This window comes from Klebsiella sp. WOUb02 (assembly GCF_050058015.1).
Lineage (GTDB): Bacteria > Pseudomonadota > Gammaproteobacteria > Enterobacterales > Enterobacteriaceae > Klebsiella.
In genome coordinates this window covers 1,269,707-1,290,193 of sequence record NZ_CP170110.1, presented here as the reverse complement: position 1 = coordinate 1,290,193, position 20,487 = coordinate 1,269,707, and the positions used below count along the sequence as shown (strand labels likewise).

The 20,487-nt window shown below is 55.8% G+C and carries 22 protein-coding genes and 2 pseudogenes; 21 read left to right on the top strand and 3 right to left on the bottom strand.

The window, feature by feature from the left end:
• Window positions 1–7 precede the first annotated feature (7 nt).
• From ABOC21_RS13070 to ABOC21_RS13030, 9 genes and pseudogenes are all read left to right on the top strand, one after another.
• On the top strand, window positions 8–223 hold the full coding sequence (locus ABOC21_RS13070; protein ID WP_016808602.1) for a hypothetical protein: 216 nt from the start codon (window positions 8–10) through the stop codon (window positions 221–223).
• A 16-nt stretch (window positions 224–239) separates the two neighbouring features.
• Complete coding sequence (locus tag ABOC21_RS13065; protein ID WP_151467621.1) at window positions 240–851, top strand: DUF3164 family protein; 612 nt, start codon at window positions 240–242, stop codon at window positions 849–851.
• Window positions 852–928: 77 nt separating this feature from the next.
• Window positions 929–1,114 (top strand): hypothetical protein, encoded by a 186-nt coding sequence (locus ABOC21_RS13060; protein WP_426813898.1) that lies wholly within the window; start codon window positions 929–931, stop codon window positions 1,112–1,114.
• 185 nt (window positions 1,115–1,299) lie between these two features.
• On the top strand, window positions 1,300–2,022 hold the full coding sequence (locus ABOC21_RS13055; RefSeq protein WP_426813899.1) for a DUF2786 domain-containing protein: 723 nt from the start codon (window positions 1,300–1,302) through the stop codon (window positions 2,020–2,022).
• 135 nt (window positions 2,023–2,157) lie between these two features.
• The gene (locus ABOC21_RS13050) at window positions 2,158–2,286 is read left to right on the top strand and encodes a hypothetical protein (protein ID WP_267498872.1); all 129 of its coding nucleotides are present in this window, start codon (window positions 2,158–2,160) and stop codon (window positions 2,284–2,286) included.
• Window positions 2,287–2,296: 10 nt separating this feature from the next.
• On the top strand, window positions 2,297–2,506 hold the full coding sequence (locus ABOC21_RS13045; protein ID WP_169516475.1) for a hypothetical protein: 210 nt from the start codon (window positions 2,297–2,299) through the stop codon (window positions 2,504–2,506).
• Window positions 2,503–2,937 (top strand): gp16 family protein, encoded by a 435-nt coding sequence (locus ABOC21_RS13040; protein WP_426813900.1) that lies wholly within the window; start codon window positions 2,503–2,505, stop codon window positions 2,935–2,937. The genes ABOC21_RS13045 and ABOC21_RS13040 overlap by 4 nt, the downstream gene beginning before the upstream one ends.
• Before the next feature lie 15 nt (window positions 2,938–2,952).
• A complete protein-coding gene (locus ABOC21_RS13035) occupies window positions 2,953–3,315 on the top strand; it encodes a Mor transcription activator family protein (RefSeq protein WP_025712890.1) in 363 nt (120 codons plus the stop codon).
• A gap of 153 nt (window positions 3,316–3,468) precedes the next feature.
• Window positions 3,469–4,028 (top strand): annotated as a pseudogene (locus tag ABOC21_RS13030) (carboxylesterase family protein); the annotation flags it as partial.
• Here ABOC21_RS13030 and ABOC21_RS13025 read toward each other — a convergent pair.
• Window positions 4,025–4,864 (bottom strand): LysR family transcriptional regulator, encoded by an 840-nt coding sequence (locus tag ABOC21_RS13025; protein ID WP_426814860.1) that lies wholly within the window; start codon window positions 4,862–4,864, stop codon window positions 4,025–4,027. The pseudogene ABOC21_RS13030 and the gene ABOC21_RS13025 overlap by 4 nt on opposite strands.
• Window positions 4,865–5,054: 190 nt before the next feature.
• On the opposite strand from ABOC21_RS13025, the gene ycaC reads away from it, so the two are divergent.
• From ycaC to rimL, 5 genes are all read left to right on the top strand, one after another.
• On the top strand, window positions 5,055–5,678 hold the full coding sequence (gene ycaC / locus ABOC21_RS13020; protein ID WP_426814859.1) for an isochorismate family cysteine hydrolase YcaC: 624 nt from the start codon (window positions 5,055–5,057) through the stop codon (window positions 5,676–5,678).
• A gap of 144 nt (window positions 5,679–5,822) precedes the next feature.
• Entirely contained in the window at window positions 5,823–6,992 is a 1,170-nt protein-coding gene (locus tag ABOC21_RS13015) for a pyridoxal phosphate-dependent aminotransferase (RefSeq protein WP_426814858.1), read from the top strand.
• An 11-nt stretch (window positions 6,993–7,003) separates the two neighbouring features.
• Complete coding sequence (locus ABOC21_RS13010) at window positions 7,004–7,777, top strand: ABC transporter substrate-binding protein (protein WP_426814857.1); 774 nt, start codon at window positions 7,004–7,006, stop codon at window positions 7,775–7,777.
• Between the two features lie 189 nt (window positions 7,778–7,966).
• Window positions 7,967–9,622 (top strand): glucan biosynthesis protein D, encoded by a 1,656-nt coding sequence (locus tag ABOC21_RS13005; protein ID WP_426814856.1) that lies wholly within the window; start codon window positions 7,967–7,969, stop codon window positions 9,620–9,622.
• A gap of 66 nt (window positions 9,623–9,688) precedes the next feature.
• Window positions 9,689–10,267: a 50S ribosomal protein L7/L12-serine acetyltransferase gene (rimL, locus tag ABOC21_RS13000; RefSeq protein WP_426814855.1), complete on the top strand. Its 579-nt coding sequence runs from the start codon at window positions 9,689–9,691 to the stop codon at window positions 10,265–10,267.
• On the opposite strand, the gene ydcK is transcribed toward rimL, so the two are convergent.
• Window positions 10,259–11,245 (bottom strand): YdcK family protein, encoded by a 987-nt coding sequence (gene ydcK, locus ABOC21_RS12995; RefSeq protein ID WP_426814854.1) that lies wholly within the window; start codon window positions 11,243–11,245, stop codon window positions 10,259–10,261. The two genes, rimL and ydcK, sit on opposite strands and share 9 nt — an antisense overlap.
• 111 nt (window positions 11,246–11,356) lie before the next feature.
• Here ydcK and tehA point away from each other — a divergent pair.
• Window positions 11,357–12,356, top strand: a pseudogene (gene tehA, locus ABOC21_RS12990) (dicarboxylate transporter/tellurite-resistance protein TehA).
• 2 nt (window positions 12,357–12,358) lie between these two features.
• Window positions 12,359–12,955 (top strand): tellurite resistance methyltransferase TehB, encoded by a 597-nt coding sequence (gene tehB / locus ABOC21_RS12985; protein ID WP_426814853.1) that lies wholly within the window; start codon window positions 12,359–12,361, stop codon window positions 12,953–12,955.
• Here the strand turns inward: tehB and pepT are convergent.
• Entirely contained in the window at window positions 12,952–14,181 is a 1,230-nt protein-coding gene (pepT, locus tag ABOC21_RS12980) for a peptidase T (protein ID WP_426814852.1), read from the bottom strand. The two genes, tehB and pepT, sit on opposite strands and share 4 nt — an antisense overlap.
• Window positions 14,182–14,293: 112 nt before the next feature.
• Between pepT and ABOC21_RS12975 the strand changes: the two genes are divergently transcribed.
• The 5 genes from ABOC21_RS12975 to ABOC21_RS12955 all read left to right on the top strand — a co-directional run bounded on the left by ABOC21_RS12975 (window position 14,294) and on the right by ABOC21_RS12955 (window position 20,487).
• Window positions 14,294–15,886, top strand: coding sequence for an ABC transporter substrate-binding protein (locus ABOC21_RS12975; protein WP_426814851.1), 1,593 nt, complete (start codon window positions 14,294–14,296; stop codon window positions 15,884–15,886).
• A 140-nt stretch (window positions 15,887–16,026) separates the two neighbouring features.
• The gene (locus tag ABOC21_RS12970; RefSeq protein WP_426814850.1) at window positions 16,027–18,633 is read left to right on the top strand and encodes a sigma 54-interacting transcriptional regulator; all 2,607 of its coding nucleotides are present in this window, start codon (window positions 16,027–16,029) and stop codon (window positions 18,631–18,633) included.
• Window positions 18,634–18,745: 112 nt separating this feature from the next.
• Window positions 18,746–19,552 carry a sorbitol-6-phosphate dehydrogenase subunit gene (locus ABOC21_RS12965; RefSeq protein ID WP_426814849.1) on the top strand — a complete coding sequence of 269 codons (807 nt, stop codon included), beginning with the start codon at window positions 18,746–18,748 and terminating at the stop codon, window positions 19,550–19,552.
• 22 nt (window positions 19,553–19,574) lie between these two features.
• Window positions 19,575–19,997 (top strand): PTS sugar transporter subunit IIA, encoded by a 423-nt coding sequence (locus ABOC21_RS12960; RefSeq protein ID WP_426814848.1) that lies wholly within the window; start codon window positions 19,575–19,577, stop codon window positions 19,995–19,997.
• On the top strand, window positions 19,990–20,487 hold the full coding sequence (locus tag ABOC21_RS12955; RefSeq protein ID WP_426814847.1) for a PTS sugar transporter subunit IIB: 498 nt from the start codon (window positions 19,990–19,992) through the stop codon (window positions 20,485–20,487). The genes ABOC21_RS12960 and ABOC21_RS12955 overlap by 8 nt, the downstream gene beginning before the upstream one ends.

The following is a 20,487-nucleotide window of genomic DNA, read 5'->3' as shown; positions in this document are numbered from 1 at the left end:
TAATATCATGGCAATAAAGATAGAGATTTATATCGCACTGACACCAGAAGGATTTATTTATTGCAAAATGTCGGGCGCAAATACAAAAGATGCGAGTGAAAGTGAGCTGGCGACGCTTGAGTCATTAAAGCCCGTTGTAAATGAATCTGTTCTCAACAAACTGAAACAGAGCGGATATCGGGTTGCAGCTGATTATCTGCAGCCTTCCGGCAAATCACATTAAATACTGAGGTCATATTATGACGACGATTAATCAAGACGAATATATGAAAGACCGTAAAGGTCGCCTGGTTCCGATAAGCCAGATTTCTGATTACGATCTGGCGATGGACAGCTTTGTCCGGGAACAGGTTGCTGCGGCGAAGGCCAAGAATGCCGACCTGAGTGAATTTAAAGACCGTGCTTTTAATGAATGCTATGCCTGGCTTGACCTTGTGGCAGAGAAATTCGGCAGAACGCGAGGTGGTGCCAAGGGCAATGTGACATTCCCCACTTTTGACGGTAGTCAGCAAATTACTATCCGTGTACAGGAAACACTGACGTTCGGACCGGAGTTGCAGATAGCCAAGGAGCTGTTTGATGAGTGTGTTACCGACTGGTCGAAAGGCGCTAATGCCAACCTGCAGGCGATTGTCACCGATGCCTTCCAGGTTGATAAAGAGGGACAGCTAAATACCGGGCGTATTCTCTCCCTGCGAAGGGTAAAAATTCAGGATGAGCGCTGGATTAAGGCAATGGATGCAATATCGGAATCGCTGCAGGTGGCCATGTCCAAAACCTATATTAATTTCCGGGAGAAAGATAAGTCCGGGAAGCTGGTTAATATACCGTTAGATATCGCTGCTATTTAATTTATTTTTCCATTTCTTTTTAATCCGGCGTCAGTGCCGTGGGATTCTGCACGCCGGATTTAGCAATAGGACTATTTATGCTGACATTAGCCGGTTTTATTTTACTGGTATCAGCCTGCGGAACAGATGCCTGTGACGCACTGCCTGTTACTGAAGATATCTATCTGAATAAGCAGTCCTGCGAGCTGGTCGCAGACGTCATTCATGAGATCTCACCGGGCGCATTATTGATTTGTGGGGAAGTCTGGCGGGAGGAAGAATAAATGTCTCTGTTATGCAAACGTTGCGACAACCCAGTCGATGATCTGGATTTTGAGCAAGCGACCATTATGGAAAGTTTTGATGGTACGTGGTGTATCGACCTGATTCTGAAATGCCCTCACTGCGGACTTTCCTATAACGCTTTTGTCCCCACAGGCTGAATTACAACCTCTGACTGGTGATGAAAATGACAAATGAAACTGAAAAGTACCTGGCCAAAATCAAAAAGCTCCTGAATCTGGCCCGTCGCAGTTCGAATTCTCATGAAGCGGCCAATGCGCTCAATCAGGCGCAGGCATTGATGCGTAAGCACAAGCTGAGCCAGAATGATATCGATCTGATGGATATCACCAGCAAGGCCAGTAAAGGTGCGCCATCCCATGCACAAAGCATCCCCCGTTATATGACGTTTCTGGGCCAGTTAATTTGCCGTGCTATGGGTGTTAACTGCTATTACTCTTTTCGCCGCAACTATATGAACGGCCAGAAGCAAAACACCGTCATTTTTTATGGTCCGGATGAGCGCCCGGAAATTGCCGCTTATGCCTTTGATGTGCTTTCTCGCCAGATGGTCAAAGCCCGCCGTACCTTTATTAGCTCTCTGCGTAAGAATATCAAGCCGTCCACTAAAACAGCCCGCGCAGACCAGTTCTGTGAAGGGTGGGCTGAAGGCGCGTATCAGGCGATAGAGCCATTTATAGTGACTGAAACCGAAAAAACATTGATGGCGAATTTTCTGGCGAAGATGAAGAAAGAGCAGGAATTATCCGATCTTAAACCCCGTGAAGCTAAAAAATGCCGGGGTGATCAGGATGCAGCGGAAGCGGGGTTTAACGAGGGATTAAAAGCGCGTTTAAATCACGGCGTATCCGGTAAAGATTCTGCCCTTTCTCTGGAGTACAAGTCATGAAGCTAACTGTCGGAAATATTCTTTTACTGTGCGTACTGGGCTGCGTTGTCATCTGGGTTGCTGTCGGGTTTATCGGTTATTACACCGTTATCGCTGCCCTGGATTATTTTAATAAACCGTAAGAGGCTTACATATATGAATAAAAAACTTATAGCTGAAGCCTCCCGTTTTCAGTCCTCCCAAGAGCGTAAGGGGTTCTGGTGGTTAATTCTGGGAACTGTATTTGCTGCTTTAACCGGCTTCTTCATTTTTAATTTACTTTGATGGAGATAAAATGATTATCGGCGCACTGATTTTAACCATTATCGGCCTTTTACTCGCCATCATGGCTGGGTATTTGTCGGCAGATAATCTAAGCCCTGTACCAGTCATGCTGGGTGTCATCGGTTCATTTATTGTTATTGCAGCACTTGCCCTGGCTCATGGTCCGGGCAAGGTCAATACCCCGGATTCGCCCCTTGTTACTCAGGAGGCAGGTAAATGACCCGTTCCCAACTGATTAAAATCATCCATGTGGCAAAGCGTGAACTGTGCATGGATGAAGATACTTACCGCCAGTTGCTGAATACCTACGCTGGCGTCGAATCCACGCGTGAAATGAATCTCGGGCAACTGAACCAGATCCTCGATGCGATGAAGAAAATCGGGTTTAAGGTCCGGACTCAGAAGAAAGAAAAGCTCACAGCCACCGACGACCAGTCGAAGAAAATCCGGGCTCTGTGGCTGGAAATGGCTGACGAAGGTTTTATTCGCGACCGCACCGAGCGGGCAATCAACGTCTACGTGCATCGCATAACGGGCGTCAGCCGCATAGACTGGCTCAATACATCGGCAGCAAGCCGTGTGATTGAGACACTGAAGCAGTGGCAGACACGCGAACGCAAGGCTCTGGAAGAACCGCAGGGCGCAAAGTGATTTCTGGAGGTCACCATGACAACACCAATGGAGCATAAGCGGCATAAACTGCTGTCTGAAGTTGCCGACCACGTTACTGAGACCGGCGTTGATTACGGTTTATCATCCGAACAGGCTGAACAATTGGGGCTGGCTGTGGCAGATTTTCTGGCATCTCACTTTGGCGGGCAAAACTTCACCTTTCCTCGTGACTACGCATATAAGCTGTCTCTGCGTGATATGCAGATTTATGAAGAGTTTCGGGGGAATAACTGGGCTGAGTTAAGTACGAAATACGGCATTACTGAACGGGGGCTACGGAAGCTGATTCACCGTGTACACAAACAAGTGATGGCACACCGTCAACCACAGTTGTTTTCCTTTGGTGATAACGAGTAAAATTATGGGCAGATGAATAAATTTCTCTGCCCGATTTCTTTTTCACTGTATGTAATGGTTTTACAGTAACCATCCCAATAAATCCCCGGGATAGCCACAGAATCCCACAATTATCTCGCTTATCCCTGTTCATTTATCTCACTTCTAATCACCATGCCGGTGATGGTCGGCTCAAACAGCGACGAGGCCAGCGTGATGGCGGTTTTCGGCGTTGATATTGCCGGGCAGATCCAGAAGCTGCGCCGCGAGCGGCGCTTCGGCCTCGGGCTGATTAAACTGCTCTATCCCGGCGTCAAGGGGGACGCGGCGCTCGGCCGCGAAGTGTGCCGGGATATGGCGTTCACCACCCTCGGCTACGTGGTGATGCAGGCCCAGCAGCGGGTCGGGCAGCCCTGCTGGCGCTACTGGTTCGACTACGTGCCGCAGGCCGTGGATGAAACCTATCCGCACGGCGCCTGGCACGGAGACGAAGTCCCCTACGTCTTTGATACCCTCGCGCTTGCCGAGCCGGTGCGCGGCTATGCCGATGATGATGATAAAGCCTTTGCCGGGCAGATAGCCGACTACTGGGCCAGTTTCGCCCGCCTGGCCGGCAGCGGCTGCTGCGGATCGGCCTGCATAAGCGGGTGGGGTTTAAGCTGGAGAACCGCTTTATGCGCGCGCGGCTGGCGCTGTTCCGTCGGGTGATGCGCCATCACGTGACTCTGGATTAACCAGTCTCTTCGCGAAACCGCGCCAGGCCATCGGCTTTGCTCTGCGACGCCCGCACCAGCAGGCGGTAGCTGGCGCCGGTTTTCACGCTGAGGGCGAAAGGGCGCAGCAGGCGGCCAACCCGCAGATCTTCCGCCACCAGCGTCGCATCGGCGATGGCGATGCCCAGCCCCTGCATGGCGGCGGTGATTGCCAGATCCATGGTATCGAAGTGCTGGTTTTTACGCATCGCCAGCGGCGCATCGGGGGAGAACTGCGTCAGCCACAGCGACCAGTCGGTTTTATCCCGCGTCGGATGTAAAAACGTCGCGCCGTCGAGGCGGGCGTCGCACGGCGTGCTGCCGCTGATGACCGGCGTCAGCGCCTCTTCGAACAGCAGATCGCCGGCGCTTTGATGGGTGCCGAAAACGATCGCCGCATCGTAGGGCTCCGTTTTGAAGTTAACGCTGTGTTCGGTGGTGGTGGTCAGGGCGATCTGCAGCTCCGGGTGGCGCAGCTCTATCGCCACCAGCTTTGGCACCAGCCAGCGGATGGCGCAGGTCGGCGCCTTCAGGCGCACCACCGTTTGTTGCTGGCGGGCCTGTTCGGCGACGGTCACCAGGCGGCCAAACGCCGACTGGAGCTCCGGGTAGAGGGCGCTGCCCTGGGGCGACAGGCGCAGCCCGCGCGCGTGGCGTTCAAAAAGCGGAAAACCGAACCAACCTTCCAGCGCCGCAATCTGGCGGCTCACCGCGCCCTGGGTCAGGCACAGCTCCCGCGCGGCGTGGGTCAGGTTGAGGTGTCTGGCGGTGACCAGAAAGGTCTCGACGGTATTAAAAGGCAGGGCGCTACGCGACATGTCGTCTCCAGCTATGCATTTTGATCATAGGCAGTATGCCACGCTTCGTTCCGGGAATGGGACAATGCGTTGCACTTTCGCCGACTAATCAGCGGCCCGCGGTTAAACTACTATCAGCCTTATTGCGCAAGCATCTGCCGGAGCGCCCGCTCCGGTGGGGATCGCCTGATGTTGATATGAGGAAAAGATCATGGCTAAACCATACGTCCGTCTGGATAAGAGTGATGCAGCAGTGCTGCTGGTCGATCATCAAACCGGGCTGCTATCGCTGGTACGCGATATCGACCCCGATAAATTCAAGAACAACGTCCTCGCCCTTGGCGACCTGGCAAAATACTTCGGCCTGCCCACCATTCTGACCACCAGTTTTGAAAATGGCCCCAACGGCCCGCTGGTGCCTGAGCTGAAAGCGCAGTTCCCGGATGCGCCCTATATCGCCCGTCCGGGCAATATTAACGCCTGGGATAACGAAGATTTCGTCAAGGCGGTGAAAGCGACCGGCAAGAAGCAGCTGATTATCGCCGGGGTGGTCACCGAGGTTTGCGTGGCGTTTCCGGCGCTGTCGGCCATCGAAGAGGGGTTTGATGTCTTCGTGATAACCGACGCCTCGGGGACTTTCAACCCGATTACCCGCGATGCAGCATGGGATCGCATGTCGCAGGCCGGCGTGCAGCTGATGTCGTGGTTTGGCGCCGCCTGTGAGCTGCATCGCGACTGGAGAAATGATATTGAAGGGCTGGGGACGCTGTTCTCTAACCACATCCCGGATTATCGTAACCTGATGACCAGCTTTAACACCTTAACCAACAAGTAATTCCTGCAACGGCCGGTCTGCGGCTGGCCGTTCTTTCCCCTCAGCCATGATCGGCACTCATGGCTACTATGACAACAATTCGTTTGTCGCCGTCGGCGCCTTTAGATTGAATGGTTATGCAAATATAATGAGAAAGGATTAACCATGCGTCTCAGTTCTCCGCTGACCACCCGCTCCAAACTACCCGATGTCGGTACAACCATTTTTAGCGTAATCGGCCAGCTCTCCGCGCAGCATAATGCGATCAACCTTTCTCAGGGCGCGCCCAACTTTGCCTGCGATAGCCGGCTGGTTGAGGGGGTGACGCGGGCGATGGCCGCAGGGCATAACCAGTATGCGCCGATGACCGGGCTGCGCGTGCTGAAAGAGCGCATCGCCGAGAAAATCGCCGCGCTCTACGGTACCCGGTACGACGTTGACGACGAAGTGCTGATTACCGCCAGCGCCAGCCAGGGGCTCTACTCCGCCATCGGCGGGCTGGTGCATCCCGGCGATGAGGTTATCTATTTCGAGCCGGCGTTCGACAGCTACGCGCCGATTGTGCGCCTGCAGGGCGCCACGCCGGTGGCGATCAAGCTGACGGTGCCCGATTTTGCCATCGACTGGGACGAAGTCGCCGCCGCCATCACGCCGCGGACGCGAATGATCGTTATCAATACGCCGCATAATCCCAGCGGCCAGGTTCTCTCCGCCGACGATTTAGCCCGCCTGGCGGCGCTGACCCGCAATACCGATATCGTTATTTTGTCGGATGAGGTGTATGAGCACGTAGTGTTTGACGGCGCCAGGCATCACGGGATGGCCACCCATCCGCAGCTGGCGGAGCGTAGCGTGATCGTCTCTTCCTTCGGTAAAACCTATCACGTGACCGGCTGGCGGGTAGGCTACTGCGTCGCGCCGGCGGCGCTGATGGAGGAAATCTGCAAGGTCCACCAGTTTCTGATGTTTTCGGCCGATACGCCGATGCAGTACGCGTTTGCTGAGCAGATGACCGACCCGCAATCCTGGCTGGGGCTGGCGCCGTTCTATCAGCAAAAGCGCGATCTGCTGCGCCAGCAGCTGGCCGACTCGCCGTTCCGCCTGTTGCCGAGCGCCGGCTCCTTCTTCATGCTGGCGGACTATAGCCACTTCAGCGACGAAAGCGACAGCGAGATGGTGAAGAGGCTGATCGTCGACTACGGCGTCGCCACTATTCCGCTGTCGGCGTTTTACGCGGATGGTACTGATAACAAACTGATTCGGCTCTCTTTTGCTAAAGATGAAGCCACGTTACGGGCCGGCGCGCAGGCGCTGTGTCACGTTAAGCCGCGCTGAGGAGCCACACGATGAAAATAAAAGCCCTTACCCTCGCTTTGGGGATGATTTGCACCTTCTCTGCGCTTGCCGCCGGCGAATTACGCTACGGCGTGGAAGCCGAATACCCGCCGTTTGAAAGCCGCAATACGGCCGGGGAGCTGGAAGGTTTTGATATTGATCTCGGAAACGCCATTTGCCAGGCGGCGCAGCTCAAGTGCAGCTGGGTGGAGACCTCGTTTGATGCGCTGATCCCGGGGCTGGTGGCGAAGAAATTCGACGCCATTAACTCGGCGATGAATATTACCGAACAGCGGCGCAAGAGCATCGACTTTACCCAGCCGATCTACCGCATCCCGTCGCAGCTGGTTGGGAAGGCCGACAGCGGCATGCAGGCCACTCCGGAAGGGCTGAAGGGGAAAACCATCGGCGTATTGCAGGGATCGATTCAGGAAACCTACGCCAAAGAGCACTGGGAGAAGCATGGCGTCAGCGTGGTCTCCTATAAAGACCAGAATATGGCGTGGGCCGACCTGCTCAACGGGCGCATCGACGCTTCGCTGGTGATGTCCGCCGCCGGGCAGGCCGGATTCCTCAGCAAGCCGCAGGGCAAAGGCTTTGGCTTTATCGGCAAGCCGGTGGCTGACGATACGATCCTTGGTAGCGGGATTGGCTACGGTCTGCGCAAGGGCGATGAGGCGACGAAAAAGCAGCTTGATGCGGCGATTGATAAAGTGCGCGCCGACGGCACCATCGCCCGACTGGCGGCGAAATACTTCCCGGGCATCGACGTTAGCGTTAAATAATGCGTCATTCTCCGCCGGTTTATCCGGCGGGGAATTCGGTCTGGTCCGCTGGACATATTTTTTTCACGCTTTTTCTGTCGCCAACAATTGGATTGTTAATCATTTTTGTCTAGAGTGAGCGAAATTCACGACGCATCTGTTTGTCGCGTTGCCTCTCAATTGGCATAACAGAAGGACGCTTTCTCAGGCATGAACCGCAGACGTTTTCTTAAATCTTCCATGGCAGTTGCCGCCGTATGCGGAACGTCAGGAGTCGCCTCCCTTTTCTCAAAAGCCGCGCTTGCTGAAGAATCCGGCATTGCCGATGGGCTAACGCGCCGTTTTGACTTCTCCGTGCTCCAGGGAATGGCCCACGATCTCTCCCGTCAGCCTTGGGGCGGCGCGCCGCGCGACCTGCCGCCGACGCTGGCGAATCTGACGCCGCAGGCCTATAACAGCATCCAGTACGATGCCGGGCACTCGCTGTGGAACAACATCGAAGATCGCCAGCTGGATATCCAGTTCTTCCACGTCGGCATGGGCTTTCGCCGCCGGGTGCGCATGTTCTCCCTCGATACGCAGAGCCAGCAGGCGCGTGAAATTCACTTCCGTCCGGAGCTGTTTAACTACAACGATGCCGGCGTAGACACCAGGCAGCTGGTCGGGCAGACCGACCTCGGCTTTGCCGGGTTCCGCGCCTTCAAAGCGCCGGAGCTGGCGCGTCGCGATATCGTGGCGTTCCTCGGCGCGAGCTACTTCCGCGCGGTGGACAGCACTTACCAGTACGGGCTCTCCGCCCGCGGCCTGGCGGTGGATACCTTTACCGACACGCCGGAAGAGTTCCCGGACTTCACCTCGTTCTGGTTTGAAACCGTCAAGCCGGGCGCCACCGTCTTTACCGTCTACGCGCTGCTCGACAGCCCGAGCGTGACCGGCGCCTACAAGTTTGTCATCAACTGCCAGGAGACGCAGGTGATTATGGATGTGGAGAACCACATCTACGCCCGCAAGGACATCAAGCAGCTCGGCATCGCGCCGATGACCAGCATGTTCAGCTGCGGCAACAACGAGCGGCGGACCTGCGACACCATCCACCCGCAAATTCACGACTCCGATCGCCTCGCCATGTGGCGCGGCAACGGCGAGTGGGTATGCCGCCCGCTGAATAACCCGCAGAAGCTGCAGTTCAACGCCTTCCAGGATAAAAACCCGCGCGGTTTCGGCCTGCTGCAGCTCGACCGCGACTTCTCGCACTATCAGGATATTATGGGCTGGTACAACAAGCGCCCAAGCCTGTGGGTCGAGCCGCGTAATCAGTGGGGCAAGGGGGCGGTAAGCCTGATGGAGATCCCGACCACCGGCGAGACGCTGGATAATATCGTCTGCTTCTGGCAGCCGGAAAAAGCGATCAAGGCGGGCGACGAGCTCGACTTCAGCTACCGCCTCTACTGGAGCGCGCAGCCGCCGGTCCGTTCGCCGCTGGCCCGCGTGCTGGCCACCCGCACCGGTATGGGCGGCTTCCCGGAAGGCTGGGCGCCGGGCGAGCACTATCCGGACAAGTGGGCCCGCCGCTTCGCGATTGATTTTGTCGGCGGAGACCTGAAGGCCGCGGCGCCGAGAGGCATCGAGCCGGTGATCACCCTCTCCAACGGCGAGGCGAAGCAGGTCGAAATCCTCTACGTCGAACCGTTTGACGGCTACCGGATCCTGTTCGACTGGTATCCGACTAACGACTCCACCGACCCGGTCGAGATGCGCATGTTCCTGCGCTGCCAGGGCGATGCGATCAGCGAAACCTGGCTGTACCAGTATTTCCCGCCCGCCGCGAACGAGCGTCGCTACGTCGATGACCGGGTGATGAAATAACCACCCTGCGGGCCGAACTGCCGAATGAACGCAGCCCGGCCCGCGCGCAGTGAGTGAGAGAGTGCGATGACCACAGAAAATACCCCCGCAGCGGAAGAGATCGTCGTGAACGACCGGCTGGTGCTGCGCGCCGTCGATGAGCGTTACGTTACCGTCCTGCACCAGCTGGTGGAAAAAAACAAAAACTGGCTCCAGCACTCGCTGAGCTGGCCGACAGAGGTGCGCGGCGAAGATGAAACCCGGCGGCACGTGCAGGGCAACGTCATGCTGCATCAGCGCGGCTACGCCAAAATGTTCCTGCTGTTCCTGCAGGATGAGATGGTCGGCGTTCTGTCGTTTAACCAGATTGAACCGATCAATAAGACGGCCTATATCGGCTACTGGATTGACGAAAGCCATCAGGGGCAGGGGCTGCTCTCGCAGGCGCTGCAGGCCTTTATGGACTACTACGCGCGCAGCGGCGTCGTGCGCCGCTTCGTGATTAAGTGCCGGGTGGCTAACCGCAAAAGTAATCAGGTGGCCCTGCGCAACGGATTCACCCTCGAAGGCTGTCTGCAGCAGGCTGAATACCTGAACGGCTCCTATGACGATCAGAATATCTACGGGCGGATTATCGATTACCGCGCCGCAGCGGATTCACGGTGACAGAAAGCCGGCCAGCGGCGTGCGGGTAATATGCTCGTCGCCGCCGATAAGCTTGCGGCCGCGCAGGTGAATCGCATCGCCGCTGCTGGCTTCAATCAGCGCATGGTCGGTAATTTCCACCTGATGTTCGATCACCACGTCGCCGCTGATGCGGGCGTGGCCCTGAATTAGCACCTCGTCATCCAGCAGAATGGGGCCGCCGCAGAGCCGGGCGTGACCGCCCACCATCACCCGATGCTTGAGCAGGCAGTTGCCCTCAATCACGGCATTTTCCGCCACCTGCGAGCTGTAGCGCAGGGTTGGGATAGCATCCTCTTCGCGCCCGGCGATAAGCCGCGCATGGTCATACACCCGCGCATTATCGCAGACCCAGACGTCGTTAACCTCGTTGCCCTCCAGCCGGGCGTGGTCGAAAATCTCCGCCCGATGCTCAACAAAAGCCCGCTCGACGAAGGCGTCGCCGTAAATTTGCGCCTGATGGACGATCCTTGAGGCGCTGACCGTGGCCCGCTGGTAAATTTGCAGGATTTTTTCACCGTCGTCGGTAAGACCCTGAGCGGCGATAATCAGGCAGCGGGGAAGGATCCGCGCCTCGTCGGCCAGCCGGCAGCGGCCGCGCACCTGCGAATCGGTGATGGTGACATTGTCACAAATATGGGCATAGTGGCTGACGTCGACGCTCTCCAGCCGGGCATTGCCGCCGATGATGGCGCCGTGACTGACGGTGCAGGCGCCGCGGAGCCGCGCGTTGCCTTCAACCCGCGCGCCGGCGAATACCGCGCTGTTGGCGTCGTAGACCCAGCACTCTCCCTCCTGGCTCAGGGCCGCCTCGTCGTCCAGCCAGCCGCCTTCGCTGCCGCTTTTGACGTCGGCGAAATCACGTAACGCCACAATTTGCCGCAGGTTTACGCTATGTTTAACCCCGTCCTGCTGGTAGTGAAACTGGCGAACCTGCGCGCCCAGGCAATATTTATTCATCAGCGCCTCCCTTTACTTTTGCTTAACATAAACATAGCAAAGATCCCCGTAGCGCGTTTTCAAAGGTTCTTTTAAAATGCGACTTAAAGATAAATTGAAAAATTAAACAAAATGAATAAAAAAGAGTTAGATCGGCGCGTACTGAACCTACCTGCGGGCTATTTCGGCATGGTGCTGGGCATTATTGGAATGGGTTTCGCCTGGCGCTATGCCAGCACGATCTGGCCGGTCAGCCGCCGCGTCGGCGATGGCCTGGTGCTGCTGGCGGCCGCGATATGGGTGCTGCTGGCTGCCGCATTTATCACCCGCGCGCTGCGCTTTCCGTGGAGCATTCGCCAGGAGATGCGCCACCCGGTCGCCAGCAGCTTCGTCAGCCTGTTTCCGGCGACCACCATGCTGGTCTCTATCGGCTTCGTGCCGTGGTGCCGCCCGCTCTCGCTGGGGCTGTTTATCGTCGGCGTGGCGCTGCAGACTCTCCTATTCGGCCTGGCAAAGCGCCGGGCTGTGGCGCGGCAGGCATCCCAGCGACGCGACCACGCCGGGGCTCTATCTGCCGACGGTGGCCAATAACTTCATCAGCGCTATGGCCTGCGGAGCGCTGGGCTTTAACGACGCCGGGCTGGTGTTCCTCGGCGCCGGAATTTTCTCCTGGCTGAGCCTGGAGCCGGTTATTCTGCAACGGCTGCGTAGCAATGGTGAACTGCCCGCCGCGCTGCGTACCTCGCTGGGCATTCAGCTGGCGCCCGCGCTGGTGGCCTGTAGCGCCTGGCTGAGCGTCAACGGCGGGGAGGCGGACACCCTCGCTAAGCTGCTGTTCGGCTACGGTCTGCTGCAGCTGCTGTTTATGCTGCGGCTGATGCCGTGGTATCTGCAGCAGCCGTTCAACGCCTCGTTCTGGAGCTTCTCGTTCGGCATCTCGGCGCTGGCGACGACCGGGCTGCGCCTTGGGCATAGCCAGCCGAACGGTTTTTTCCACTTTTTGGCTATTCCGCTGTTCATCTTTACCAATCTGATTATCGGGCTGCTGCTGATTCGCACTTTTCTGCTGCTGGTTCGCGGTAAGCTGCTGATCCGCGTCGAGCGCGCCACTCTGTTAAAAAATAAGGGTTAAGCATGACTATCCGTGACGAAAACTACTTTACTGAAAAATATGGTATGACCCGCACCCACTCTGAAGTGGTGCACGCCGCGACGCTGATGCCGCCGGGCAAAACCCTGGATCTCGGCTGCGGTAACGGACGCAACAGCCTCTACCTGGCGGCCAACGGCTATGACGTTACCGCCTGGGATAAAAACCCGGCGAGCATTGATAATCTGGAGTCCATTCGGGCGCAGGAGGGGATTGATAATCTGCGGTCGGCAATCAAGGACCTCAATACCCTGAGCTTCGACGGCGAGTACGATTTTATTCTCTCCACCGTGGTGATGATGTTCCTTGAAGCGAAAACCATTCCCGGCCTGATCGCCAATATGCAGCGCTGCACCCGGCCGGGCGGCTATAACCTGATCGTGGCGGCGATGGATACCGAAGATTATCCGTGTACCGTTGGCTTCCCGTTCGCCTTTAAGCCGGAAGAGCTGCGCAGCTATTACGCCGGCTGGACGTTCCTCAGGTACAACGAAGAGGTCGGTGAGCTGCACCGCACCGACGCCAACGGTAATCGTATCAAGCTGCGCTTCGCCACCATGCTGGCGCGGAAACCGGCCTAGCGCGCCGCCAGCAGGCAGAGCTGGAACGCGGTGTGGTAAGAGGCTTCAAAGGCGCGTAGCGGCAGAAACTCAAACCGTGAGTGGAAGTTGTGCGCGCCGGTAAAGAAGTTCGGCGTCAGCAGGCCTTTGGCCGACAGCGCCGCGCCGTCGGTGCCGCCGCGCATCGGCGTCGGCTTAGGCGTAATCCCCAGGCTCTCCATCGCGGTAAACAGCAGGTCGATGGCCCGGCGATCCTCTCCCAGCGCGTTGCTGATATTGCTGTAGGTATCGGTCACCTGATAGTCAACTTTTGCCGTTGGATAGCGCGCGGCGATTTTCGCCGCCACTTCGCCGATCTGCTGCTTACGGCGGTTAAAGCCGTCGAGGTCAAAATCGCGAATGCTGGCCTGCAGCAGGGCGCTGCTTTGGTCCCCCTGAATGCCGTTAAACCACACGTAGCCTTCGCGTCCGGCGGTGTGTTCGGGGGTCTGCTGGCGATCGAAGTGGCTGATGTACTCGGTGGCCATCAGCAGGGGGTTGACCAGCACGCCTTTCGCCGACATCGGATGCGCGGTGACGCCGGTAAAGCGGATTTCCGCCGCCGCGGCGTTGAAGTTTTCATAGACAATCTCCCCCAGTTCGCAGCAGTCGATGGTCCACGCGAAATCGACGGCGAAGCGGCTCAGGTCGAGCGCCTTGGCGCCGCGCAGGCCGACCTCTTCATCCGGGACGAACGCCACCACGATATCGCCGTGGCGGTCCTGCGGCGTCAGGCTTTCCAGCACCGTCATCACCACCGTCACCGCCGACTTGTTATCGGCCCCCAGCACGCTGGTGCCGTCGCTGAAAATAATCTCTTCCCCATGATAGGGGAGGATCTCCGGATGCTCGGCAACCCGCAGCCAGATCTCTTTTTCCGCATTCAGGCACAGGTCTTCCCCGTTGAAGCGCAGGATCTGCGGGTGAATATCCGGCGACAGCCCGACGTCGACGGTATCGATATGGGTGATAAAACCGATCCGCGGCGCCCCGGGCACGTTGCCTCTCTTCACCGCGGTGACGGTCGCGTGTTCATCGATTTCGATATCGTCCAGTCCCAGCTGGCGTAGCTCCTGCGCCAGCTCGCGCGCCATCTCGTGCTGGCCTGCGGTGGTCGGCAGCGTGGTGGCGCGGGGATCGCTTTGGCTGCTGATCGCGAGGTAGCGGAAGAAGCGCTGGCTGAGCCGTTCGGCGAGTGGAGATAACATAGTCGTTCCTTATTTATTATTTTTTCAGGTGTTTGCAATCAGGCTTTAGTGTTATGTATGGATCGGAAAACAACAAGCTATTCATTAGCTGACAAATTAAAAAGGAAACCCAATGCAACGCAAACTCACAACGCTTGCCCTGGCATTCGCCGCTTTGACGGTCAGTTCCACCGTCGCGGGCAAAACTCTGGTCTACTGCTCCGAAGGATCGCCGGAGAACTTCAATCCGCAACTTTATACCTCCGGCACCAGCGTCGACGCCAGCGCGGTCCCGGTCTATAACCGGCTGGTGGACTTTAAGGTCGGCACCACCGAACTGCAGCCGAGCCTCGCCGAAAGCTGGGAGGTCAGCGAGGATGGTAAAACCTACACCTTCCATTTGCGCAAGGGCGTGAAGTTTCAAAGCAATAAGTACTTTACCCCCACGCGCGACTTTAACGCCGATGACGTTATCTTCTCCTTTATGCGGCAAAAGGATCCGCAGCATCCTTACCATAACGTCTCCAGCGGCAACTACTCCAATTTCGAAAGCCTCGAATTTGGTCAGCTGATTACGGCGATTGATAAGCCTGACGAATATACGGTGCGCTTTACCTTAGCCCATCCCGAAGCGCCGTTTGTAGCCGATCTCGGCTGGTATTTCGCCTCTATTCTGTCGGCGGAGTACGCGGATGCGATGCTTAAAGCGGGAACGCCGGAGCGCGTCGATAACGATCCGATCGGCACCGGACCATTTAAGCTCGCCCAGTATCAAAAAGATTCGCGCATTCTTTATACCGCCTTCCCTCAATATTGGCAGGGCAAAGCGAAGATCGACCGCCTGGTATTTAGCATTACCCCGGACGCGTCGGTGCGTTATGCCAAACTGGAAAAGAACGAATGCCAGGTGATGCCGTTCCCTAACCCGGCGGATCTGCCGAGGATGAAGGAAAATACCAATATTAATTTGCTGAGTAAGGCCGGTCTGAATACCGGATTCCTTGCTTTCAATACCCAAAAGCCGCCGCTGGATAATGTCAAAGTGCGCCAGGCGCTGGCGCTGGCGATTAATAAACCGGCGATTATCGAAGCCGTATTCCACGGCACCGGTACGGCGGCGAAAAACCTGCTGCCGCCGGGCGTCTGGAGCGCGGACGCGGAGCTGAAAGATTATGACTATGACCCGCAAAAAGCCAAAGCGCTGCTGCAGGAAGCGGGGATGGCCAACGGCCTGACCATCGACCTGTGGGCGATGCCGGTCCAGCGTCCATATAACCCCAACGCGAAGCGTATGGCGGAGATGATTCAGGCGGACTGGGCGAAAATCGGCGTGCAGACCAAAATCACGACCTACGAGTGGGGGGAATACCTCAAGCGCGTTAAGGACGGCGAACACCAGGCGGCCCTGATGGGCTGGACTACCGCCACCGGCGATCCGGATAACTTCTTCGGGCCGCTGTTTACCTGCCAGTCGGCCAACGGCGGCTCCAACTCGGCGAAGTGGTGCTATCCGCCGTTCGATAAGCTGATTAACGAGGCGAAATCGATAAGCGATCGTCCCCAGCGCGAGGCGCTCTACAAGCAGGCGCAGCAGATGATGCACGATCAAATGCCGGCGGTTATGATTGCCCACTCGACGATTTTTGAACCGGTGCGCAAAGACGTTTCCGGCTATGAGATTGACCCCTTCGGTAAACATATTTTTTATCAGGTTGATATAAAATAAACTCCGCCCGGCCTGGAAACAGGCCGGGCGTTTTTTCTTGAAACTGTGAGATGGATTGGTTTCACACCGCTGACTTCTTGCTAAAGCCCGTTTAAAGCAACATGGTGCCCATCTGGAATGGTGGCAACGGCGGGGAAACGATGTCAGCAAAAGAGAATCTTTATCGCAAACTGCATACCCTTTATCGCGATGACGCATCAGGATTTACCACGCGTGATTGTGAGTCCTTCACGTCTGCGAGCCGCAGCGTTATTAGTCTTTACCTGAATCAGCTATGCGATGAAGGTTATTTACGCAAAGAGGCGACGCGGCCCGTGCGCTTCTGGCTAACGGACCGTATACCTTCCGTCGCTTCTGATGAGCCGCAGAGTCCCGGCGTATTCCAGTCGCTGATTGGCGCCAACGGTAGCCTGAAACATGCCGTTGAGCTGTGCCTCGCCGCGGTCAGCTATCCCGACGGCGGCCTGCCGGTATTAATTACGGGGGAAAGCGGCGTCGGCAAAAGTTACCTGGCGCAATTGCTGCACCAGCATGCGAGAGATATGGGGATTATCTCATCGCAGGTAAAATTAATAGAACTCAACTGCGCCGATTACGCTAATAACCCGGAACTCCTGTCCGGGACCCTGTTTGGTTATATCAAAGGTGCTTTTACCGGCGCGGAAAAAAACAAATCCGGCCTGCTCGATGAAGCCGATGGCGGTTTTCTGTTTCTCGATGAAATACATCGTCTGTCGGCGGAGAACCAGGAAAAGCTCTTTTTATTTATGGATAAAGGCTATTTTTATCGCCTGGGGGATAACCGCCAGCCCCATCATGCGAAGGTTCGCTTCGTATTTGCGACGACAGAAAATAGTGAAAACGTTCTGCTGACCACCTTCCTGCGACGTATTCCGGTTACCGTTGAGCTGCCCGGCTGGAACGCGCGCCCTTATATGGAACGGCTGGCGCTTATCTCGCACTTTTTTACCCGGGAAGCCCGACGGTTTAAACAGCGGGTCCATGTTGACGGTGCGCTGATCCGCCAGCTGCTCGCCACGCCGGCAAAAGGTAATATCGGTGAACTAAAGAATCGCATCAAAGTGCTTTGCGCCTCGGCATGGGCGCAGCGCGGCGCGGAGGAGATAACTATCCGCAGCGCATCCGGCGTGCGCGGCGAGCACGATACGGTAACCTTTAGCGAAGCAGATGACGGGACGCTGCCCGTGGATCTTCTGGCCGCCTCCTGGATCACCCGCGATGAGCAGCTGCTGGAGAATTTTTGTCGCGCCGCCAACGTGCCGCTGTTCGTCAATAAGCTGGAGGAGCAGGCCGTTCTGCCCGGAGGCAATCTGTACCACGGGATCGTCTGGCAGCTGGTGCGGGATACGCTGCAGGAGTTTAGCGAGCTAACCGGTATTGCCGTGGCGGCAACGGCGGAGAAAGCGGTGTTTCATAGCCTGCAGTGGTGCCTGAGCAGGGAGGTCGATCCCGACAGCGTCGCGAGGCTCATCGGCGTGACCGCCTACGTTCCGCAGCGGGCCCGGCTGCTGGCGGATGAGTGTATTACGCTGTTTGCCAAACAGTTTCCTCGCCCGCAGCTCGCCCTGATGAAACCACTGCTCAGCGCTATTTTTTATCATCAAATCGAGTCCGCGCCGCTGATCCAGGGCATCGTTGTCGCGCACGGGCGCTCGACGGCCTCGAGTATTGCCGGTACCGCCAACCGTCTGCTGGGCGGGTTCTATCTTAAGGCATTTGATATGCCGCTGTCGGTGAATACCCGCGGCATTATTGCCCATCTGACCACCTGGATTAATCAGCTGGAAGAGCAGCACGGCATGATTATTCTGGTCGATATGGGATCGCTACAGGATATTTACAGCGAAATAAAGCTGCATATTCAGGGCGACCTGCTGGTGATGAACAACGTCAGCACCTCAATGGCGCTGGATATTGCGGGAAAAATTCAGCATCAGCTGTCGATGAAGGCGGTTGTCGATAGTATTAAAGGCGCGTGGGAGGTGGAGGCCCGCTACTATTCCGGCCTGCTGCAGGGCAATAAAATTATTATCTCCTGTATTTCCGGCGAGGGCGTCTCGCGCCAGCTGCAGGAAATTACCCGTCGCTATATCGATGATGACACGCTGGAGATTGTGACCATGGAGTATGACGATCTAAAGTGGAAACTCTCGAAAGCCGATAGCGCCCTGTACGGCACGCGTTTGCTGATTACCACCACCGAGCTTAATGCCGGCTATATTCCGCAGGTTAATACCCGACAGCTCATCAACGATAAGCCTGAACTGCTGTGGAAGAACTATTTTTCCGATTTGCTCACCGCCGATGAGCTGCAAAAGATGATTGATGAAATCGTCATTCTTTTTACCCTCGAAGGGGTGGTGAGCCATCTTACTTTTCTCAACCCAAATATTATCATTGAGGAAGTCGAGCAGGTTGTTAAGTATTTTGAGCTGAGCTACAGCATTCACTTTGAGAGCTATCTGCGGATCAATCTTTTTATGCATCTGGCGGCGTTAATTGAGCGCCTGCTGACCCATGACGGCCTGACCCACCGCGATACATTTGAACTTAACGAACGCCAGCAGCGCTTTATGGCCCTGGTTCCGGATGCATTCCGCACGCTAATTAATAAGTATCGTATTTCGCTGACAACCACCGAAGCGTTGATGATTTATGAACTGATGGAACCGTGGATCGCGCTGCCCGATGAGGAAGTGTTGAAAACGGGGCTGAATAGTGTTTAACGAAAAATTAACCTTAAACACTATCATTAACCTGTTGATAATAATGTTTAAATAAATCTGGCACGTTAATTGTATTAGTCATTGCACTGACTCTCAACTGGAGATAATGCAAATGGCATCAACACAGTGGATCGCGCTTGGTCCCAAAGTGGTTATTGTGACCGGCGGTTGTTCAGGAATCGGCGAATGGATCGCCAAAGGGCTTGCCGGCAACGGCGCTCAGGTGGTGGTGGCGGATATTCAGCAGCCGGCGGCGGGGAGCGCTATCAGCGGCGTTGATTACCGCCAGTGCGATATTACCGACCGGCCATCCGTATGCCGGCTGATCGCCGATGTCGTTGCGCGCTACGGGCGTCTTGACGGGCTGGTGAATAATGCCGCGGTCAACCGCGCGCGTCTGCTCGTCGATTATTACGGCAGCCAGCCTGAATATGAATTAAGCGATGATGATTTTGACTTTATGGTCAGAATTAACCAAAAAGGCCCTTTTATTTTTACCCAGGAAGCGGCGCGGGTGATGATCGGGCAAAAATCCGGGGCGATCGTCAATATCGTCTCAGAAGCCGGCATCGAGGGGTCAAAAGGACAAAGCTGCTATGCCGCAACCAAAGCCGCGCTGCACGGCTTTACGCTCTCGTGGGCGAAAGAGCTTGGGGCCTTTGGCATTCGGGTCGTCGGCGTCGCGCCGGGCATCAATGAACCCACGCCGATGGGGAATGCTATACACCGTAAAGCGCTGGCCTATACCCGCGGCATGGCGTTCGCCAGTATAGACGAAGACTACAGCCACAAAATTCCCCTCGGACGGCCCGGTCGTCTGGAAGAGATCGCCGATCTGGTGAGCTGGTTACTGTCGGACAGGGCCAGCTATATCACCGGCACGACGATTAATATCACCGGAGGGAAATCCCGCGGTTAATTATCTCTATCAGGATTTCTTTATGGATCAAAAGATTGTAGCACCCTGGATTCTGGTGATTTCTCACGGCGGCTTTGGCCGCGAGTTAGTCAAAAGCTGTGAAATGATTTTAGGCAAAATGGACAATGTTTACTGCTTTTCCCTTGAGCCGGGAATGGCGCCGGAGCAGCTCATGGATGATATTTCAGCATTACTTTCTGCTGCCCCGGAAAATATTATTATCTTCACCGATATCTATGCCGGTACGCCATCTAACGTGGCGACTATTTTTGCCAAGCTCAGAGGTTATCCGGTTATTTGCGGGATGAACTTACCGATGTTAATTGAAGCGGAAATGCAGCGTGAAGAATTCGCTTTGCCTGAGCTGGTCTTACGAATTATTGAAGCAGGAAACGGCAGTATTAAGAACATCACCTCTATAACAAATGGTAATGAATATGAATAATATAAAACTGGTCCGGGTCGATTTTCGACTGATTCACGGTCAGGTCATTACAAAATGGCGTAACATCATCGCAGCAACTGAAATTGTTATTGTTGATAACAAACTCTCGCAGGATAGTTTTCTGGCGGATATCTATGTCATGGCGGCGCCTCCGGGCGTTGATGTTCACGTCCTGTCAGAAGAGAGTTTCCTTGCGAAGCTTCACGATGGTTATTTTAGTAATGGCAAAAATAATGTGCTGTTGCTTTTTAAATCGATTGGCAACGTTAAGAGGCTGGTTGAGCGCGAGGTGCTATTTAGCTCCGTGCAGATTGGCGGACTTGGCGGTGGCGTGAATCGGCGCAGCGTCGTTAGCGGTATTTCGATCGATGAGCAGGATTTACAAGACCTGAAATATATACGGCAAGGTGGGGCCGAGGTTTATTTCCAGGTGACTCCGGAAGAAGTCAAATTAAGCCTGGATAAAGCCATTGCCCGGCTGGAGGGTTAA

Coding starts and splice junctions, on each gene's coding strand:
- ABOC21_RS13070 (WP_016808602.1), top strand. CDS start 8: ATGGCAATAAAGATAGAGATTTATATCGCACTGACACCAGAAGGATTT.
- ABOC21_RS13065 (WP_151467621.1), top strand. CDS start 240: ATGACGACGATTAATCAAGACGAATATATGAAAGACCGTAAAGGTCGC.
- ABOC21_RS13060 (WP_426813898.1), top strand. CDS start 929: ATGCTGACATTAGCCGGTTTTATTTTACTGGTATCAGCCTGCGGAACA.
- ABOC21_RS13055 (WP_426813899.1), top strand. CDS start 1,300: ATGACAAATGAAACTGAAAAGTACCTGGCCAAAATCAAAAAGCTCCTG.
- ABOC21_RS13050 (WP_267498872.1), top strand. CDS start 2,158: ATGAATAAAAAACTTATAGCTGAAGCCTCCCGTTTTCAGTCCTCCCAA.
- ABOC21_RS13045 (WP_169516475.1), top strand. CDS start 2,297: ATGATTATCGGCGCACTGATTTTAACCATTATCGGCCTTTTACTCGCC.
- ABOC21_RS13040 (WP_426813900.1), top strand. CDS start 2,503: ATGACCCGTTCCCAACTGATTAAAATCATCCATGTGGCAAAGCGTGAA.
- ABOC21_RS13035 (WP_025712890.1), top strand. CDS start 2,953: ATGACAACACCAATGGAGCATAAGCGGCATAAACTGCTGTCTGAAGTT.
- ABOC21_RS13025 (WP_426814860.1), bottom strand. CDS start 4,864: ATGTCGCGTAGCGCCCTGCCTTTTAATACCGTCGAGACCTTTCTGGTC.
- ycaC (WP_426814859.1), top strand. CDS start 5,055: ATGGCTAAACCATACGTCCGTCTGGATAAGAGTGATGCAGCAGTGCTG.
- ABOC21_RS13015 (WP_426814858.1), top strand. CDS start 5,823: ATGCGTCTCAGTTCTCCGCTGACCACCCGCTCCAAACTACCCGATGTC.
- ABOC21_RS13010 (WP_426814857.1), top strand. CDS start 7,004: ATGAAAATAAAAGCCCTTACCCTCGCTTTGGGGATGATTTGCACCTTC.
- ABOC21_RS13005 (WP_426814856.1), top strand. CDS start 7,967: ATGAACCGCAGACGTTTTCTTAAATCTTCCATGGCAGTTGCCGCCGTA.
- rimL (WP_426814855.1), top strand. CDS start 9,689: ATGACCACAGAAAATACCCCCGCAGCGGAAGAGATCGTCGTGAACGAC.
- ydcK (WP_426814854.1), bottom strand. CDS start 11,245: ATGAATAAATATTGCCTGGGCGCGCAGGTTCGCCAGTTTCACTACCAG.
- tehB (WP_426814853.1), top strand. CDS start 12,359: ATGACTATCCGTGACGAAAACTACTTTACTGAAAAATATGGTATGACC.
- pepT (WP_426814852.1), bottom strand. CDS start 14,181: ATGTTATCTCCACTCGCCGAACGGCTCAGCCAGCGCTTCTTCCGCTAC.
- ABOC21_RS12975 (WP_426814851.1), top strand. CDS start 14,294: ATGCAACGCAAACTCACAACGCTTGCCCTGGCATTCGCCGCTTTGACG.
- ABOC21_RS12970 (WP_426814850.1), top strand. CDS start 16,027: ATGTCAGCAAAAGAGAATCTTTATCGCAAACTGCATACCCTTTATCGC.
- ABOC21_RS12965 (WP_426814849.1), top strand. CDS start 18,746: ATGGCATCAACACAGTGGATCGCGCTTGGTCCCAAAGTGGTTATTGTG.
- ABOC21_RS12960 (WP_426814848.1), top strand. CDS start 19,575: ATGGATCAAAAGATTGTAGCACCCTGGATTCTGGTGATTTCTCACGGC.
- ABOC21_RS12955 (WP_426814847.1), top strand. CDS start 19,990: ATGAATAATATAAAACTGGTCCGGGTCGATTTTCGACTGATTCACGGT.